This is a genomic window from Planobispora longispora (genome assembly GCF_016863135.1).
Classification (GTDB): Bacteria; Actinomycetota; Actinomycetes; order Streptosporangiales; family Streptosporangiaceae; genus Planobispora; species Planobispora longispora.
Genome location: NZ_BOOH01000009.1, coordinates 40,719 through 56,768, shown reverse-complemented (window position 1 = coordinate 56,768; position 16,050 = coordinate 40,719). Strand labels below are relative to the sequence as shown.

Sequence of the window (16,050 nt, the reverse complement as noted above, 5' to 3'; positions counted from 1 at the left end):
GACGGAAGGATCACCACGATGCGGTTCCTCATGATGACCACGGACGACAGCTCCTCCGCGGGCCAGAACCCCCCGGACGAGGGGATGATGGCCGAGATGGGCCGGTTCATCGAGGAGATGAGCAAGGCGGGGGTGCTGCTGGCGACCGGCGGGCTGGACCCCCGGCCCACCCGGATCGAGTCCTCCGGCGGCAAGGTCACCGTGACCGACGGTCCGTACACCGAGGCGAAGGAGGTCGTCGTCGGCTTCGCGCTCATCGAGGTGCGCACCAAGGAGGAGGCGATCGAGCTGTCCAAGCGCTTCTGGCAGATCGTCGGTGACGGCAAGGGCGTCATCCACCAGGTGTTCGGCCCGGAGGATCTGTCCGGGCAGTGAGCCCCGCAAGCTCCACAGGCTCCGCAGGCTCCGCAGGCTCCGCGGACTTCGTGAGCTCCGCGGACTCCGTGAGCTTGCGCCGCGGGCGGCCCTGGTGCTCTCATCGTCCGGGTGACGGCCTCTGACACCCATCGGACGATCGACGCGGTCTGGCGCATCGAGTCGGCCCGCATCATCGCCGGCCTCGCGCGCATGGTGCGCGACATCGGCCTGGCCGAGGAGCTGGCGCAGGATGCCCTGGTCTCGGCGCTTGAGCAGTGGCCGGAGACGGGCGTGCCGGACAATCCGGGCGCCTGGCTCATGGCCGTCGCCAAGCGCCGGGCCGTCGACCGGATCCGCCGGCAGGAGCGGCTGGAACGCAAGCTGGAGGAGATCGGGCACGGGCTGGAGAGCACGGATCCGGCCCCGGAGTTCGACACCGTCCTCGACACCCTCGACACCGAGCCCATCGAGGACGACATCCTCCGGCTGGTGTTCACCGCCTGCCACCCCGTCCTGTCCGCGCAGTCGCGCGCCGCGCTCACCCTGCGGATGCTCGGCGGGCTGACGACCGAGGAGATCGCGCGGGCGTTCCTGGTCCCCGAGCCGACCGTCGCCCAGCGGATCGTCCGCGCCAAGCGCACGCTCGCGGAGGCGGGCGTGCCGTTCGAGGTGCCGGAGGGCGCCGAGCGCGCCGGACGGCTCGCCTCGGTCCTGGAGGTCATCTACCTGATCTTCAACGAGGGGTACGCGGCGACCGGCGGCGCCGAGTGGATCCGCCTGGACCTCTGCCAGGAGGCGTTGCGGCTGGGCCGGATCCTGGCCGGGCTCGCCCCGCAGGAGGCCGAGGTCCACGGGCTCGTCGCGCTGATGGAGATCCAGGCCTCGCGCTCCCGGGCGCGCGTCGGCCCGTCCGGTGAGCCCGTCCAGCTCCTCGACCAGGACCGCGCCCGCTGGGACCGGCTGCTGATCCGGCGCGGCTTCGAGGCGCTGCTGCGCGCCGAGAAGCTCGGCGGGCCGCCCGGGCCGTACGTGCTGCAGGCCGCGATCGCCGCCTGCCACGCGCAGGCCGCCACCGCCGGGGAGACCGACTGGGCGCGCATCTCCGCCCTCTACGAGCTGCTCGTCCGGCTGACCCCGTCGCCGGTCGTGGAGCTCAACCGCGCGGTCGCGCTCGGGATGGCGTACGGCCCGGAGCGCGGGCTGGAGCTCGTGGACGCGCTCGTCACGGAGCCGGCGCTCAAGGACTACCACCTCCTGCCGTCCGTACGCGGTGACCTCCTGGCCCGGCTCGGCCGTCTGGAGGAGGCGCGCGCGGAGTTCGAGCGCGCGGCGGCCCTCACCCGGAACGCCCCCGAGCGGGCCGCCCTGCTCAGTCGGGCGGCCGCCTGCGCGGCCGGCTGACCCGCGTCGGCCGGAGGTCCAGGACCTCCTTCACCTCTTCCGCCCGGACCCGACAGGAAGCGGGAGACACAAACGAGAGCACTGCTCTTGACGCGCGCCGAGAAAAGATGGAGCATTGCTCATACAAGAGAGCACTGATCTCTGAATCGTTCTCCGAGGAGTCGTCATGGCGAGCAAGCTGTTCTACCGGGGCCCGTCGCTCACCGTCCTGCACGATGAATACGCGGTCCACGGACGCCTCGACCGCCAGGCCCAGCTGATCTCCTCCTCCTCCCTCGTCATCGGCGCCCCGGCGGACCGGGTCTGGGAGATCATGGCGGATCTGGCCACGTGGCCGTCGTGGGCCTCGAAGACGGAAATCGTCGAGCTGGGCGCCGTACGGCCCGGCGCGCCCTTCCGGTGGAGGCTCAACGGCGTCCCCTTGCGGTCCCGGTTCGCCGTGGTGGCCCCGGGACGCGAGCTGACCTGGACGGGCGTCTTCCTCGCCTACAAGGCGGTGGACCGGCACGTGCTGGAGCCCCTGGAGGACGGGCGGACCCGGGTCACGGTCGAGGAGTCGTTCGCCGGGCCGCTCGCCTCACTCGTCTACAGCGAGGACAAGCTCCGCGCCAACCACGAGCGCTGGCTCGCCGAGCTGAAGGCCGCAGCCGAGGCCGCGCCGGACTCCCCGCCCGCGAGCGGCATTCTGGGATAAGACACGGGCCGACGCGGATGGAACGATGAGGCCGCGCACCTCGCCGGGCCGGTCTGAGCCTGGACCTGGCCGCGGCCGTGGTCGCCGACATCCTCACAACGCCGACGACAGGATGTGACGCCGTGAGCATCACCCTCTGGTTCGATCCCATCTGTCCCTTCACCTGGCGCACCTCACGATGGGTCCGGGACGTCGCCACACGCCGCGGCGAGTCGGTGACCTGGCGGTTCATGAGCCTGGCCATCCTCAACGAGGGCAAGGACATCCCCGAGCGGCTGCACAGGGCGCACCGGAAGTCGCTCGCGGCGCTGCGCGTGCTCGCCGCCGCCGAGGAGCGGCACGGCCAGCCGGCCGTCGACCGGCTGTACACCGCGATCGGGCACCGCGTGCACGACCTCGACGAGGACCTCACACCGGACACGCTGGCCGCCGCGCTGGCCGACGCCGGGCTCCCCTCCGACCTGCTGCTCGCCGCCGACGACGCCGCGTTCGACACCTCGATCGGCGAGAGCCACCGCCTCGGGCAGTCCCGGGTCGGCACCGAGAGCGGCAGCCCGGTGACCGCCATCGACGACGGGCCCGGCTTCTTCGGGCCGGTGGTCGCGAGCGTCCCCGCGGCCGACGAGGCCGACCGGCTCATCGACGCCATGCGACTGCTCTCCACGGTGCCGGTGTTCAGCGAGTTGAAGCGCGAGCGCGCCCCGCTGAGCTGAGCTCCGGCGTCGGCGGGAACGCGCGGAGCGGGCACGGGGCCCGCCGGCCCGGACTCACGGGAAACGCCGCGGGGCGGAGGGATCTCCCTCCGCCCCGCGGCGTTTCCCGTTCCCGGCCGCCGGTCCTCCTTCCTCTCAGGCCGGTCGCGGCGCGCTCCCCGCCTCGGCGGCGCGCTCGGAGTCCTCGAACTGCTTGACGGCGCCCGGCAGGAACCTGGCGAAGACGAGCCAGCCGGCGACCAGCGCGATGATGCAGAAGAACATGGCGGGACGCAGGCCGAACCAGTCACCCGCCAGGCCGCCGACGACGCCGCCGACGCCGATCGCTCCGAAGGCGAGGAACCGGTACGTCGCCGAGACCCGGGCCAGCATGCCGTCGGGGGTGGCGCGCTGGCGCAGCGAGATGCCGTAGATGTTGAACACCGTCATCCCGACGCCGTAGATGATGAAGGACGACGTGGTGAGGGCGATGAGCGCGGCCTGCGACCCGGCGGCGAAGGGGATGATGACCGGGGCGGCGGACGCCACGCCCATGCCGAGGATCAGCACGCGGGTCACGCCCAGCTTGTCGCCGATGAGCCGGGCCACGGCCGATCCCGCCAGCACGCCGATCGCGCCGAGGGACATCGTGAGGCCGACGAGCTGGGGCGAGAAGTCCAGCACCCGGATGCCGTACAGCAGGTAGAGGGTCAGCACCGCCTGCTCGAAGAGGTTGAACCAGGCGCCCTGGAGGGTCAGCACGCGCAGCAGGGGCGTCTTGGCGGTGAACTTCATGCCCTCGGCGATCCGCTTCAGCGTGCCCTCTCCGCCGCGCGCCGGCGCGGGCACGTGCTTCTCGCGGGCCCGGATGGCCAGCACGCCGATCGCGGCGAGCACGTACGCGACGACGGCCGACACCATCGCGGTGGACCCGCCGAGCTCGCCGATCAGCAGCCCCCCGAGGCCGGGGGCGCCCACCATGGCCAGCGAGAACGCGACCTCCAGCCGGCTGTTCGCCTGGACGAGCCGTTCGCCGCGCACGAGGTTCGGGATGTAGGCCTGGTAGGCGACGTCCGAGAAGGCGATCAGCGATCCCATGCCGAACGCCACGAAGAACAGCACGTAGACGTGCACGAGGCCGACCGAGGTGGCCAGCGGCAGGGTCGCGGCGAGGATCGCGTTGCCGGCGTAGGCGGCGATCAGGGCGGGCCTGCGCGGGCGCCTGTCCAGCCACGCGCCGGCGAAGAGGGTGACGACGAACACGGGGAAGAACTGGGCCGCGTTCAGCAGGCCGACCTGTGTCGGGGTGGCGGCGAACGTGATGACCGCCATGAGCGGAAGAATGACCGCGAGGCTTTTCGACGCGAACTGCGCGACGATCTGCGAGAGCAGGAATTTCGTGAAGTCCTTGTTTATGAGGAGCCGGGAGGAAATGCTCTCCCGCGGCGGGGCGGCGAAATTACCGCTGTTTTCCGGTGTGTGCAGCACGGAAATAGTCATGAATAAGTTCCCTTAGAATCGTGGCGGCCGACCCTATGGGTTCTCATCGGCCCCGGAGTTCGTTCTGACAGGAACAACTCTGCGCTTTCCGCGGGCCTCGGAACAGAAAGAACGGAGGCAGGAAGCTGCCCCGCCCTGGCAGCTTGCTGCCTGCCGCCGGGCGTGACGGCCCCGGGCGGCGCGCGGGAGCACCGGCACGCCTCCGGACACGAAGAAGTCCCGTGGCCGCCGGCCACGGGACTTCTTCACTTCACATCGACTTCACGCGGTTTCCCGCGCCGTCGGCGCCGCGCGGGACGCGCGCCGGGGATCAGGGTGTCAGCAGAACGGCTCCCACAGGTCGCGCACCAGCGCCTTGGCGATCGCCGGGGACGCCTCGCCCCAGCGGGCCACGAGGCCCGCGTTGTGGGCGCGCACGTCGTCGTCGCGACCGGCGAGCACGCTGTCGCGCGACAGGTCCAGCATCCACAGCGGGCGCAGCTCCGCGCCGCGCAGCACCTTGGCCTCCGCGGCCTCGATGCCGGCGTGCAGCCAGCGCAGGCCGTTCTCGCAGGCGATGATCAGGGGGATGTAGTACACGAGGTTGAAGTACTCGGCGGCCCCGGCGAGCCGGTCGTAGTCGAACCCCGCCGCGCGCAGGTACAGGGTGTCGCCCCACATGTAGTAGAGGCAGTACCCGACGGGATCCTCCCCGGGGCGGCTCAGCAGCAGCACCCGGGCGTCCGCGCCGAGCGCCTCGGCCTGGATGCGGATGGACTCCGCCAGCTCCTCGACGTCGGCGTCGTGGCCGTACCGGCGCTCGGTGCACGCCAGCAGCCGGGCGGCCTGCGGGCCGCACTCGCCGAGCGTGGTGTGGACGACCTCGTAGCCGGCCTCCAGGAAGTTCCTGCGGTCCCTGCGGACGATGTCGGCCCGCCGCTTGGAGGGCAGCGAGCGCATCCACTCGTCCCAGCCGCCGCCCTCGGGCAGGGGGATCCAGGCGTCCGGCTGGAGCGCCACCGGCATGGCCCGCACCCCGGCGGCCCGCAGCGCGACGACGTCCGGCGTGGAGAGGAACATCGCGACGGTGGGGACGGCCCCCGCGTCCCGGCCGCCGGAGGCGCCGGCCGGGAGCGGTCCCGCGGCGCCCGCGGCGGCGAGCTCGCCGGCGAGGTCCTCCAGGCCGCACAGGAGCTCCTTGGCGGCCTGCTCGCGGGAGATGCCCGGCGAGGCGAGGATGTTCGCCTGGTATCCCCGGTGCGCGCCGACGAGCAGCCCGCTCGGGCCCGGCGACGGGAGTCCCGCCTCGCCGAGGATGCGGTCCCACTGGTAGAAGGGGTTGCCGATCGAGCGCACGGCCGTCACCGGAACGCCGACCGTTCCGGCGCCCGGCGCCTCCAGGTGCAGGCCGCCGGTGGTGATGCCGCCGTCCCCCGCGCAGAAGCGCAGCCAGTTGACCGACGAGTAGAAATGGTCCCGGGCGAGCGCGTCCCAGCGCGCGGGGTCCATGCCGCCCGTCACGTCGGCGAAGGCCGGGACCTGGACCGGGGCCGGGGCCGGGGCCGGGGCGTCGCTCACGAACGGCTCCCGGCGTCCGCGAGCGCCCGGCCCGCCCCGCTCTCGGTCGCCCCGTCCTCGGCGGGGGCCGCGTCCGCCACTCTGATCGTCACCGCGGCGGTGTACTCGTCTGCGAGGCCGTCCGCCGGCGCGTCCAGGGGGGCGTCGAAGATGACGGAGACCGAACGCGCCTCGGAGTCGGTCTGCGGGCCGAGCACGGCTCCCGGCCGCTGGGTGACCAGGACGGCGTGGTCGCGCGGGGGCGCGTCGCCGGCGACCGGCTCGAAGACCGGCCAGTCGTTGTCGACCGACACCCAGGACACCGGGGCCCCGGTGCTCGTCACGTCGAGCAGGCTGCCGTACGGGTGCTCCAGGTAGACCTGGTAGGCCCGGCGGCGGGGGGCCGGGTAGGAGGCGGGCTCGCCCAGGGCGAGGTCGATCATGACGGGCTCCAGCGGCTGCCCGGTGGCGAGGTGCCACAGGAAGGTGATGCCGTCGCCCGGCAGGCGCGTGGCCACCTCCATCAGCACCGCGCGCCCCTCCGAGAGCCGGAACTCGGCGTGGGTGATGCCGTCGCCGAAGCCGATGCGGCGCAACACCTCGGCGTTGGCGTCCAGCAGGGCCCTGACGTCCTCCTCCGGCAGCCGCGCGGGCGAGGTGTGGCCCATCTCGGTGAAGAAGACGCCGGTGGACTCGTTGGTGGCCTTGCCGGTGACGCCCGCCCAGATGACCTCGCCGTTCTGGGTGAGGGCCTCGACGGAGAACTCGGGCCCGACCACGCGGCTCTCGACGAGCACCGTCTCGTCCTCGGGGTAGGTCGCGAGGATCGCGGGAAGGTCCTCGGGGTTCTTCACCTGGCGCACGCCGAGGCTGGAGAAGCGCCCGACCGGCTTGACGACGACGGGGAACGAGATGCCGTCGACGGGGAAGCCCTCCCGCTCCCCGGGGGTGACCACGCGGAAATCCGGTGACAGGTGCGGAACGGTCGTGCGCTGCAGCAGCTTGTTGCGGCTGGTGCGGCTGGCGCCCGCCCCCGCGCCCGGCAGGTTCAGGCAGGCGGCGACCATGCCCACGGGCTCCACGAAGAGGTCCCCGATGCACAGTACGCCGCGCACGTCGTAGCGTCGCAGGAGCGGCTGGACGGCGGGCACCACCAGGTCGACCTTCGGCTCGGCGACGTTGACGACGTCCGCCAGCAGCGACAGGGGGTGCGCGGCGTCGGCGCGGCAGGCCGCGAGTTCGCCGGGGTCGGTGTCGGGCGTGACGACCAGCAGCGGGGCGTATCCCCGGCGGTGCGCCTCGGTGATGAGCCGGAGCTGCCTGGCGACGATCACCATGTCGCCCATGAACAGGATGGCGGGCGGGCGGGACGAGTTCGTGTCAGTGGTCATGATGTCCGATTCCCTGAACAGGTGTCAGCCGGTGGTGGATAGTGCTCAGGGCGAGGGAACGCGCCGGAGGGCATCCCCCACCGGTCCCGCCGGGTCGCGGACGACGACCGGCGGAATCCGGACCGGCGCTCCGGCCGGGGAATCCCGTCGAGACGGAACCGGGATCAGAACCGGAAACGGGAGGGCGCGACCGCCGCGACGGGCGGGGGGCGCGGTTCACCGGCCCCCGCCGTACGGAAACGGACGCGCGAACGGCGTGGCCGGCATCGATGAATGGCGCGACCGGGCGGGCTTCGTGAAATTCGATGCCATCGGTCACGCTTTCGCGCATCAGACCATCTCCTCTGCCCTGCGTCCAGTCAATACGCTCCCGTCACGGGTGTCTTCTTCGATTGTGCTTTGGTCATCATTCCGGACACCGGGGGCGAATCCGGGAGTGCCTGCCGACGCGCACCGGGGTTAGGCTTTCCTGCGGACCGGGGGCGCGAGCGGCGTCCTCGCGGTGGTGGCCCGGCACGATCCTCGGGAGACGACGATGAGCAGCGCAATCCTGAACGAGGCGTACGAACGGTTCCGGGGCACCGGCCCCGAATGGGGGGAGAGCCGGCTCACCAACCACGGGCCGATGGCCGTCGAGGTGCTGGTCCGGCGCGGCCACGAGGACGGCGTGCACCGCTGGATCGACGCCTACGCCCGCCGCCTCGACGACCTGCCGTCCGCCGGCGACCCGATCCGCGACGCGAACTGGCGGGAGGCGCTGGGCGACGGCGACCGCGTGGGCGACTGGGCCGAGTACTTCACCCGCCAGGTCGCCGAACGGCCGTGGCGCGAGGTGCTGGCGGTCTGGTGGCCCCGGCTGCTCCCCGGCATCCTCGCGGGCACCACCCACGCGGTCATCAGGGTCTCCCACGCCGTGCGCACCCTGCTGACCGACGAGCGGAACGCGCCGGCGGCGGCCGAACTGGCCCAGGGCCTGGCCTTCTGGGGGGCGCGCTCGCTGCGCATGCCGGTGACCGCCGAACCCGGTGGCGACCTGGACCCCGGCGAGGCCATGGAGAACATTCCGCGGGTCCCCTCCCAGGACGGGCCGGTCAGGACCCGCCTCGGCCAGCTTCCCGGCCTGCCCGGCTGGCCGGACGCGGTCGCCGCGCTGCGGCCCGCGCTCACCCCGGACGACGTCCCGGCGCGGCTGGAAGCCCTGGTGGACGCCGCGACGCTGCGCTATCTCAGCCACGGGCACGCGAGCCCGGTGATCCTCGTGCACACCGCGACCGCGCCGAACGCCGTGCTGCACACGCTGCCCGCGCTGCCCCGCGAGCTGTGGGTGCCGAGCCTGTCGGCCATCTGGTCCGCCTGCGCCGGGGTGCAGGCGGCGTTCGAGCCGGTGCGGGCCGCGCCGCGGGACAGCCTGCCGGACGCGCCCGCGGGCCCCGACGCCCTGCACGACGTGATGGCGGCGGCCGTCGCCCACGGGGACGAGCACGTGCTCAAGTTCACCGACACCGCGGCCGAGGTCTTCACGCGCACCGGGAACCCGGACGCGCTGGCCGCGGCGACCCGCGTCCGGCTGCTCCTCAGCCGCTGACCGGCCGCACGGCCCCCTCCCCCTCCAGCCCCCGCCGGGCACGCCGAAAGGCTCTCCGGCGGGGGCTCTCGTCATTCTCGACGCCTTTCATTCTTTCTTCACGCGTTCTTTTATCCACGCCGGTTGCAGGAAGCTGTCGGCGCCGGGCAACTTGCTGACTTCCGTATCCCTGGTTCGCGGGCCCCGCGGCGCGCAGTGTTGTGAGCGGAACGAATCGCCTCCCCGGAAATCCGGGGCCGGGCGCCGCCGTCAACAATTTCCTGACCTATGGACCGGGTGCATAAATGAGAAACACGCAGAACGATCCGTTCGTCGTCGTTATCGTGGGCGCGGGGCCCCGGGGGACGGGAGTGCTGGAGCGCCTCCTGGCCAACGCCGCCGAGCTGCCGCCGACCCGACCGCTGAGCATCGAGCTCGTCGACCCCTATCCACCGGGCGCCGGGAGGGTGTGGCGCGCGGAGCAGTCGCCGCTGATGTGGATGAACGCCACGGCCGAGAACGTCACCATGTTCCCCGACGAGACCGTGACCCTGGAGGGGCCGCTCCGCACGGGGCCGTCCCTGAGCGAGTGGGCCGCCGCCGACGGCGCCTGCACCGACGTCACGTGCACGACGTTCGCCACCCGCCAGGTGCAGAGCCGCTACCTGCGCTGGGTCTTCGACAAGATCGTCGCTGAGCGCCCGGCGAACGTCTCCGTGCGCGTGCACGCGACCCGGGCCGCGCAGATCGAGGGCGGCGCGCGCACCCGCCAGCGCGTATGGCTGGAGGACCGGGACGAGCCGCTGACGGCGGACGTGGTGATCCTCACCATGGGGCACCTGGACGCCGTCCCCGGCAAGGACCATCGGCTCCTCGCCGACTTCGCCGACCGCCACGGCCTGCGCTACCTGCCGTGCGCCTATTCGGCCGACGCTGATCTGTCGATGTTCAGGCCGGGTGAGGACGTGCTGATGCGCGGCATGGGGGCCGCGTTCATCGACCTGATGGTGCTGCTCACCGAGGGGCGCGGCGGCGAGTACGTCGAGCGGGAGGACGGCCGGCTGCGCTACGTCCCCTCCGGCAGGGAGCCCCGGCTGCACGTCGGGTCGCGCCGCGGGGTGCCGTACCGCTCGAAGATCTCCTACCGGCTGGCGGGCGACCCCGCGCCGCTGCCGCGCTTCTTCTCCGCGCCCGAGGTCGACGCGCGGTTCGCCGGTCGCGATCGCATCGACTTCTGGGCCGACCTGTGGCCGCTCATGGCCAAGGAGATCGCCTACGGCTACTACCACGAGCTGTTCACCGCCCACCCGGACCGTGTCGCGATCCCGTGGGAGGAGTTCGCCGCCGCCTACGCCGGCCTGGACTGGGACGGCGAGCCGATGTGCGCCCTGATCGAGGCGTCCGTCCCCGCCGAGGCGGACCGCCTGGACTTCGCCGCGCTCGACAGGCCGCTGCGCGGGCTGGACCTCCCATGCTCCGACGAGCTGCAGGAACACCTCCGCGACCACATCAGGGCGGACATAGACCGGCGCTCGGACCGCCGCCACAGCGCCGACCTCGGGGCTTTTCTCGCCCTGCTGTCGGTGTACGGCCAGATGCCGCTGCTGAAGTGCGTCGCCGGGCTGCCCGTCCGCTCGCGCGTCGAGGACCTCAACGGATGGTGGCAGAGCTTCTTCGAGTACTTCGGCAGCGGCTCGCCCGGCACGAGGACCCGCCAGCTCCTCGCGCTCGCGGAGGCCGGCGTCGTCCGGTTCGTCGGCGCCGGCATGTGCGTCGAGATCGACGAGGAGAAGGGCGTGTACCGGGCGAGCGGCGCGAACACGCCGGACACCGTCGAGGCGTCCGCCCTGATCGAGGCGCGGCTGCCCGACGCCGACCTGCGCACGTGCACCGAGCCGCTGCTGCGGTCGATGTACCGTCGCGGCGACGCGGCCGAGCACACACTGGCCGGCGACGACGGATACGTGCACCGCACCGGGCTGCTGCACGTCTCACCCGAGGACTTCCGCGTCCTGTCCAGGAACGGCGTCCCGCATCCCCGCCGCTTCGCGCTCGGCCCCTTCACCAACATCCGGCAGTTCGCGACGTTCGCCCGGCCCCGCACCAACGCGCCGTCGTTCCGGCAGAACGACCGGCTCGCCCGGGAGGTGCTCCGCTTCCTCGGCGCGCGGGAACACGCGCCGCAGCAGGTACAGGAACACGGGCTGCGCTCGGCGCAGGAACACGTGCTGCGTCCGGCGCATGAGCACGGGCGTGGATACGCGGGCGGCGGGCGTGCGGCGTAGGCCGGTCTCCCGCGGAGACCGGCCCTTGCCGCACCGCCCGTCCGGGCCGCGCTCCAGCCCGACCCGCTCCGGTCCGTCCCGCAGGACGCCTAGCGTTCCAGGACGTGGCCGTCGGCGGGACGGTGGTCCCGTGACCTGCGCAGGTTCACGGCGACGAACGTGCGCTGGAGCCAGCGGTCACGGCCGTCGTAACGCGGCTGGAAGGCGGTGCGCCCGTGCACGGTGACCCGGTTGTCGACGATGACGAGGTCCCCGGGGAGCAGCCGTACGCTCTGCGCGCTCCGGTCGAACACCTCGCCGAGCTCGGCCAGCGCGGCCTCGGCACGCGGCGTCAGCGGCGTGGTGGCGGCGAGGTCGACCCGCATGTCGGGATCTTCCGGGGCGCCGGAGAGCACGCCGTGCGGGAAGGTGGCGTCGCGGTTCGCGCCGAACGAGGGGGGAGCCTCGGTGACGAACTCCGGCAGGAACAGCGCCCGCCGCGTCTCCTCCGTCAGCAGGGGGAGGACCTCACGCGAGCAGGCGGTGCGCAGGCCCGCGACGCGGTCGTGGTCGGGCCGCAGGCACAGGAGCATGACGTAGTCGGGCCGGTGCTCGTGGAAGGCGTTCTCGTTGTGGAAGGACAACATGACCGAGCCGGCGTTGCCCTGGAACTCCTCCTTGCCCGGCACGGGGACGACGTCCTGCACCAGCGCGCCGGACTTCTCCGCGCGGAAGGCGATCGGGTCGCCGAGCGCGCACGCGACGAGCAGGAGCATCGTGGCGGGGTCGCTCAGCGAGCGCTGCACGGAACCGTCCGCCGTGGGGGTCGCGGGCAGCAGGGTCTCGTCGACCGGCATCCCGCGCACGAGCAGCGATCCCGTCGGGCCGGAGTGCCTGCGGAACTCGCGCAGGACACGGCGCAGCGTCGGGGGCAGCAGGTCGGAGGAGTTCCGGGCCGCGGCCAGCGTCATGGGGTCGTCCACCACGCGGCCGCCGCACGAGCGCGCCGCGAGCACCGCCCCGCGCACTCCGGCGGTGTCCGCGCCGTCCAGCACGACGCTGGGCGCCGGGGTCTGCGTGATCATCGATAGCACTGTGTTCCACCATCCACATTCACTGAAGGCACATTCACTGAGGGATCGAACGTGGGTCAGCGTGCGTCCGCCGCGCCCGCCGGGGTCTCCAGCAGGGGCAGGGCGAAGGGTGCGATCCGCCCGGGACGGAACCCGCCGGCGTCCAGGCCGCACGTGAACCCGCCCGCCTCGCCCGCGGCCCGCGCCAGGTCGATCAGGATCGGCGAGGCGCAGGCCACCAGGACGCGCACGTCCAGGAAGAGATCGCCGAGCCTGGCCCGGTCGGCGCCCGCGTCCTCGTGGACGAGCCGCGCCTCGCGGACCATCCGGTCGAGCTGCCCGACGATCAGGTTGGCGGCCCGCGTGAGGCTGTAGCCGGACAGCTCGTAGCAGGCGCGGAACCGGGCGATCACGGCCTCGGCGCGCCGCCGTCCCGCGTCGGACACCGGCAGGGACGCGCCGTCGGCGCCCGAGTCGGCCACGGCCTTGCCCAGCAGCCCGGCCAGCCGGTTCCACGGCCGCACCAGGCGGTCGCCGGCCACCTTGACCAGCGCCTCGCGGCTGAAGTTGGTCTGCTGGTGTTCGGGACAGCTGATCGCGAGGTAGAAGCGCACGAGGTCCCTCGGCACCTCCTTCAGCAGGTCCTTGGTGTAGAGCACGTGGCCGAGGCTGGTGGAGAACTTGGCGTTCTCCAGCTCGTAGAACTCGTTGGAGATGAAAGTGTCCGGCAGCGCGTACCTGCCCTCGTGCGCCATCAGCGCGGCGATGTGGGTGAATCCCCAGAAGTAGACGTTGTCGAACCCGATGAAGTAGACGATCTCCGGGTCGTGCTCGGCGCGCCACAGCTCGTCGTCGGCGGCGTGCCGCTCGCCGAGCTGCTCGGCGGCGTACGCCGTGGTGTACATGACGGCGGGCATGCCCTCGGCCCAGGCGTTGATCCGCTGCCCGGGCGTCTCCGGGAACGGCGCGGGGATGCCCCAGCCGATGGGGTAGGTGATCGGGAAGTCGGGCAGCGGCCGGGCCAGCACCTCGCGCACGAGCTGCATCGTGTGCGGCCGCAGCCGCGGCTCGCGCTCGCGGTAGTACGCGGTGAGCCGCTCGCGGTACTCCTCCATCGGCAGCACCAGGATGCGGGCCTCGCGGTGCGTCACCACGTCGTCGGGGTCGACGGTGGAACGCGGCTCGATCAGCTCGTCGAAGTTGTTCTGGTGACCGCAGGTCTCGCACAGCCCACCCCGGCTCTCCACCAGGCAGATCGGGCAGTAACCGCAGACCAGGCCCTCGACGAGGTACTCGCCCCGGCGCTCGGAGTACGGCAGCATGACCGTCCTCTCGCGGAACTTGCCCGCCCGGTGCAGCCCGGTGAGGAACGTCAGCACCGAGGCCCGGTAGCGGTCGTCGTACGGCGCGAACCCGTCGAGCGAGACGCCCATGCCGGCGAGCGTGCTCCGGATCTCGTGCCACGACCTGCCGCTGAGCTCCTCCGGCGTGAGCCCCTTGCGCCGGGCGCTGGCCAGCACGTAGGTCTGGCTGTCGTCGGTTCCGCTGGAGAACACCACGGGACGGCCGTTCGACCGCAGGTAGCGCGCGTACACGTCGGCCGCCATGAACGGGCCCGCCAGGTGCCCGACGTGCAGGTCGCCGTTGGAGGTCGGCGGGGTGTCGATGATGATGGCCCGGCGGGCGGCGTCGCGTCCGTTCACAGGTCAGCCCTCGTTCCGTGTGGCGAAGATCATGTCGTGGCCGCGTGCGGCGGAGTCCTCGATCTGGTGTCGCGCGGTGAAGCGGTGGCTCATCGGGACGTCCCACCACACGGCGTACATCTCGAAGTCCTCGTCACCCTCGTTGATCACCTGGTGATCCGTGTGCGGGGGGAAGTGGACCACGTCGCCGGGCCGGAACGGGCTGCTCTCCCCCATGGACGAGAGGACGGCCTCACCGGAGACCGCGATGAAGATCTCGTATTCGTGGTGGGCGTGCCTGGTGGTCGCCGTGCCCGGCTTGACGACGCACCACGCACCCTCGAAGGGGGCGTTGAGCGCGGCCCACGGCATGAGCCGCTGGGAGTGGTTGTTGGCGGGACCCAGCCGGTCCCGGTCCAGCCTGCGAACTTCCACGATCTCTCCTTCGCGCTCTCAGCCGGCGAAGACGGGCACGGCGGCGGCCGGCACCGGTGTGCTCTCCACCGGCTCGCCGGCGAGCCTGTCGGATCCGCCGCCCGCGCGACCGGCCAGGATGTCGTTGGTGATCTCCCAGGCGCGCACGGCCTGCATGCTCAGCAGCGAGTCGGCGATGCCGTGCGTCGCCTCGTTGACGCCCTGCAGATAGCAGCCCGCGGTGGCGGGACCGGGGACGTCGAGCCGGTAGGTGCGGTTCACCGAGATCCGCTCCAGGCCGAGGGCGTCGGCCAGGCCGCGCACCAGCGACGGCATCGAGTGCTCGAACCCCGTGCCGAGCAGCACCAGGTCGCAGCGGAGCTCCTCGATCTCGCCCGTCCTGCGGTCGGTCAGCTCCAGGACGACCTCGTCGCCGTCCTCGCGCGCCGAGGTCACATCGTTCATCGTGACCACCCGCAGCCGCCCCTTGCCGGTCAGCCGGTCGAGGTACAGCGTGCTGTACAGCTTCTCCAGCGTCTCCGGGTTGAGGCCGGAGTAGTTGGTGATGTGCATCTCCTCGAGGATCTGCCGGCGCGCCTCGGGCCGCGCCCCGAAGAAGTCGTCCACCGCGCTCGGGTAGTACAGCTCGTTGGTGAACTTGCTGTTCTCGTACGTCTTCAGGCCGATCGACCGCATCACCATCGTCGGCCGGCAGCCCGGCAGGTCGCTCTGGACGGCGTCGAACATCTCGGCCGCGCTCTGCCCGCTGCCGATCACCACCACCCGGTACGGCACCGTCTTGGGCAGCTCGGCGATCCGCTGGACGTACCTCGTGCTGTGGATGACGCGCCGCTCCGGCAGGCCCGCGAACTCCTCCGGGACGTAAGCCCCCCTGCCGATCCCCACGACGAGGTAGCGGCTGCCGATCGTCGAGCCGTCGGCCAGGTGGGTCAGCCAGCCTGTGAGCGTGCCCCCGGCGTCCCGCAGCGGCTCGACCGCCGTGCAGCGGCGGGAGTACTCGAGCCGCACCCGGGACAGGGAGTCCGCGACCCACTTGAAGTAGTCGGAGATCTCGACCCGGTACGGCCAGAGGCTCCCCATGTTGATGAACTGGCTGAGCCGGCCCACCGAGTGCAGGTAGTTCACGAACGAGAACCGGCTGCGCGGGTTGCGCAGGGTGACGAGATCCTTGAGGAAGGAGACCTGGCTCTGCGCCTCCGGCAGGAGCATCCCCGGCTGCCACGCCACGGTGTCGGCCTGCTCGATCACCAGCGAGTCGGCCGCCATCCTGGCGGGTGCGAGTTCTTCGAGCGCCACGGCGAGAGCCAGGTTCGCCGGCCCGGCACCGATCGCGAGCAGTTCCACATCCCTGTGTTTCATCGGCTTCCTCAGATTTCTGTCGGCTTGTCCGTGGAAGGTGCGGGCGACCGGCGTGCCGCGTGGTCACGTGGCACGGCGTCGCGTCGGGCCTGCCGCTTGTTC

Annotated in this window: 13 protein-coding genes; 6 read left to right on the top strand and 7 right to left on the bottom strand. The window is 72.1% G+C overall.

The window, feature by feature from the left end; all coding sequences use genetic code 11:
* The first annotated feature begins 18 nt into the window (after window positions 1-18).
* The 4 genes from Plo01_RS04385 to Plo01_RS04370 all read left to right on the top strand — a co-directional run bounded on the left by Plo01_RS04385 (window position 19) and on the right by Plo01_RS04370 (window position 3,165).
* Window positions 19-375, top strand: coding sequence for a YciI family protein (locus tag Plo01_RS04385; RefSeq protein WP_203889179.1), 357 nt, complete (start codon window positions 19-21; stop codon window positions 373-375).
* Between the two features lie 111 nt (window positions 376-486).
* Entirely contained in the window at window positions 487-1,758 is a 1,272-nt protein-coding gene (locus Plo01_RS04380) for an RNA polymerase sigma factor (RefSeq protein ID WP_239315873.1), read from the top strand.
* A gap of 166 nt (window positions 1,759-1,924) precedes the next feature.
* Entirely contained in the window at window positions 1,925-2,452 is a 528-nt protein-coding gene (locus Plo01_RS04375; protein ID WP_203889178.1) for an SRPBCC domain-containing protein, read from the top strand.
* Window positions 2,453-2,574: 122 nt separating this feature from the next.
* A complete protein-coding gene (locus Plo01_RS04370) occupies window positions 2,575-3,165 on the top strand; it encodes a DsbA family protein (protein WP_203889177.1) in 591 nt (196 codons plus the stop codon).
* 135 nt (window positions 3,166-3,300) lie between these two features.
* Here the strand turns inward: Plo01_RS04370 and Plo01_RS04365 are convergent, their stop codons facing one another.
* The 3 genes from Plo01_RS04365 to Plo01_RS04355 form a co-directional block, all read right to left on the bottom strand.
* Window positions 3,301-4,644, bottom strand: a complete 1,344-nt coding sequence (locus tag Plo01_RS04365; protein WP_275415360.1) for an MFS transporter — start codon at window positions 4,642-4,644, stop codon at window positions 3,301-3,303.
* Between the two features lie 318 nt (window positions 4,645-4,962).
* Window positions 4,963-6,201 carry a peptidogalycan biosysnthesis protein gene (locus Plo01_RS04360; protein WP_203889175.1) on the bottom strand — a complete coding sequence of 413 codons (1,239 nt, stop codon included), beginning with the start codon at window positions 6,199-6,201 and terminating at the stop codon, window positions 4,963-4,965.
* Entirely contained in the window at window positions 6,198-7,571 is a 1,374-nt protein-coding gene (locus Plo01_RS04355) for an ATP-grasp domain-containing protein (RefSeq protein ID WP_203889174.1), read from the bottom strand. The genes Plo01_RS04360 and Plo01_RS04355 overlap by 4 nt, the downstream gene beginning before the upstream one ends.
* 535 nt (window positions 7,572-8,106) lie before the next feature.
* On the opposite strand from Plo01_RS04355, the gene Plo01_RS04350 reads away from it, so the two are divergent.
* Together Plo01_RS04350 and Plo01_RS04345 are read left to right on the top strand one after the other, a co-directional pair.
* The gene (locus tag Plo01_RS04350; protein ID WP_203889173.1) at window positions 8,107-9,156 is read left to right on the top strand and encodes a questin oxidase family protein; all 1,050 of its coding nucleotides are present in this window, start codon (window positions 8,107-8,109) and stop codon (window positions 9,154-9,156) included.
* Between the two features lie 284 nt (window positions 9,157-9,440).
* Window positions 9,441-11,420 carry an FAD/NAD(P)-binding protein gene (locus tag Plo01_RS04345; RefSeq protein ID WP_203889172.1) on the top strand — a complete coding sequence of 660 codons (1,980 nt, stop codon included), beginning with the start codon at window positions 9,441-9,443 and terminating at the stop codon, window positions 11,418-11,420.
* A gap of 89 nt (window positions 11,421-11,509) precedes the next feature.
* Here Plo01_RS04345 and Plo01_RS04340 read toward each other — a convergent pair whose 3' ends face one another.
* From Plo01_RS04340 to Plo01_RS04325, 4 genes are all read right to left on the bottom strand, one after another.
* Complete coding sequence (locus tag Plo01_RS04340) at window positions 11,510-12,484, bottom strand: TauD/TfdA family dioxygenase (RefSeq protein WP_203889171.1); 975 nt, start codon at window positions 12,482-12,484, stop codon at window positions 11,510-11,512.
* 65 nt (window positions 12,485-12,549) lie between these two features.
* Window positions 12,550-14,175, bottom strand: a complete 1,626-nt coding sequence (locus Plo01_RS04335) for a class I tRNA ligase family protein (protein WP_203889170.1) — start codon at window positions 14,173-14,175, stop codon at window positions 12,550-12,552.
* Between the two features lie 3 nt (window positions 14,176-14,178).
* Window positions 14,179-14,589 (bottom strand): cupin domain-containing protein, encoded by a 411-nt coding sequence (locus Plo01_RS04330; RefSeq protein ID WP_239315872.1) that lies wholly within the window; start codon window positions 14,587-14,589, stop codon window positions 14,179-14,181.
* Between the two features lie 18 nt (window positions 14,590-14,607).
* Window positions 14,608-15,948, bottom strand: a complete 1,341-nt coding sequence (locus Plo01_RS04325) for a lysine N(6)-hydroxylase/L-ornithine N(5)-oxygenase family protein (RefSeq protein WP_203889169.1) — start codon at window positions 15,946-15,948, stop codon at window positions 14,608-14,610.
* Window positions 15,949-16,050 lie beyond the last annotated feature (102 nt).

Bases quoted from the DNA above. Each gene is read 5' to 3' on its own strand.
- Plo01_RS04385 (WP_203889179.1), top strand. From the start codon at position 19: ATGCGGTTCCTCATGATGACCACGGACGACAGCTCCTCCGCGGGCCAG.
- Plo01_RS04375 (WP_203889178.1), top strand. From the start codon at position 1,925: ATGGCGAGCAAGCTGTTCTACCGGGGCCCGTCGCTCACCGTCCTGCAC.
- Plo01_RS04365 (WP_275415360.1), bottom strand. From the start codon at position 4,644: ATGACTATTTCCGTGCTGCACACACCGGAAAACAGCGGTAATTTCGCC.
- Plo01_RS04355 (WP_203889174.1), bottom strand. From the start codon at position 7,571: ATGACCACTGACACGAACTCGTCCCGCCCGCCCGCCATCCTGTTCATG.
- Plo01_RS04350 (WP_203889173.1), top strand. From the start codon at position 8,107: ATGAGCAGCGCAATCCTGAACGAGGCGTACGAACGGTTCCGGGGCACC.
- Plo01_RS04345 (WP_203889172.1), top strand. From the start codon at position 9,441: ATGAGAAACACGCAGAACGATCCGTTCGTCGTCGTTATCGTGGGCGCG.
- Plo01_RS04340 (WP_203889171.1), bottom strand. From the start codon at position 12,484: ATGATCACGCAGACCCCGGCGCCCAGCGTCGTGCTGGACGGCGCGGAC.
- Plo01_RS04325 (WP_203889169.1), bottom strand. From the start codon at position 15,948: ATGAAACACAGGGATGTGGAACTGCTCGCGATCGGTGCCGGGCCGGCG.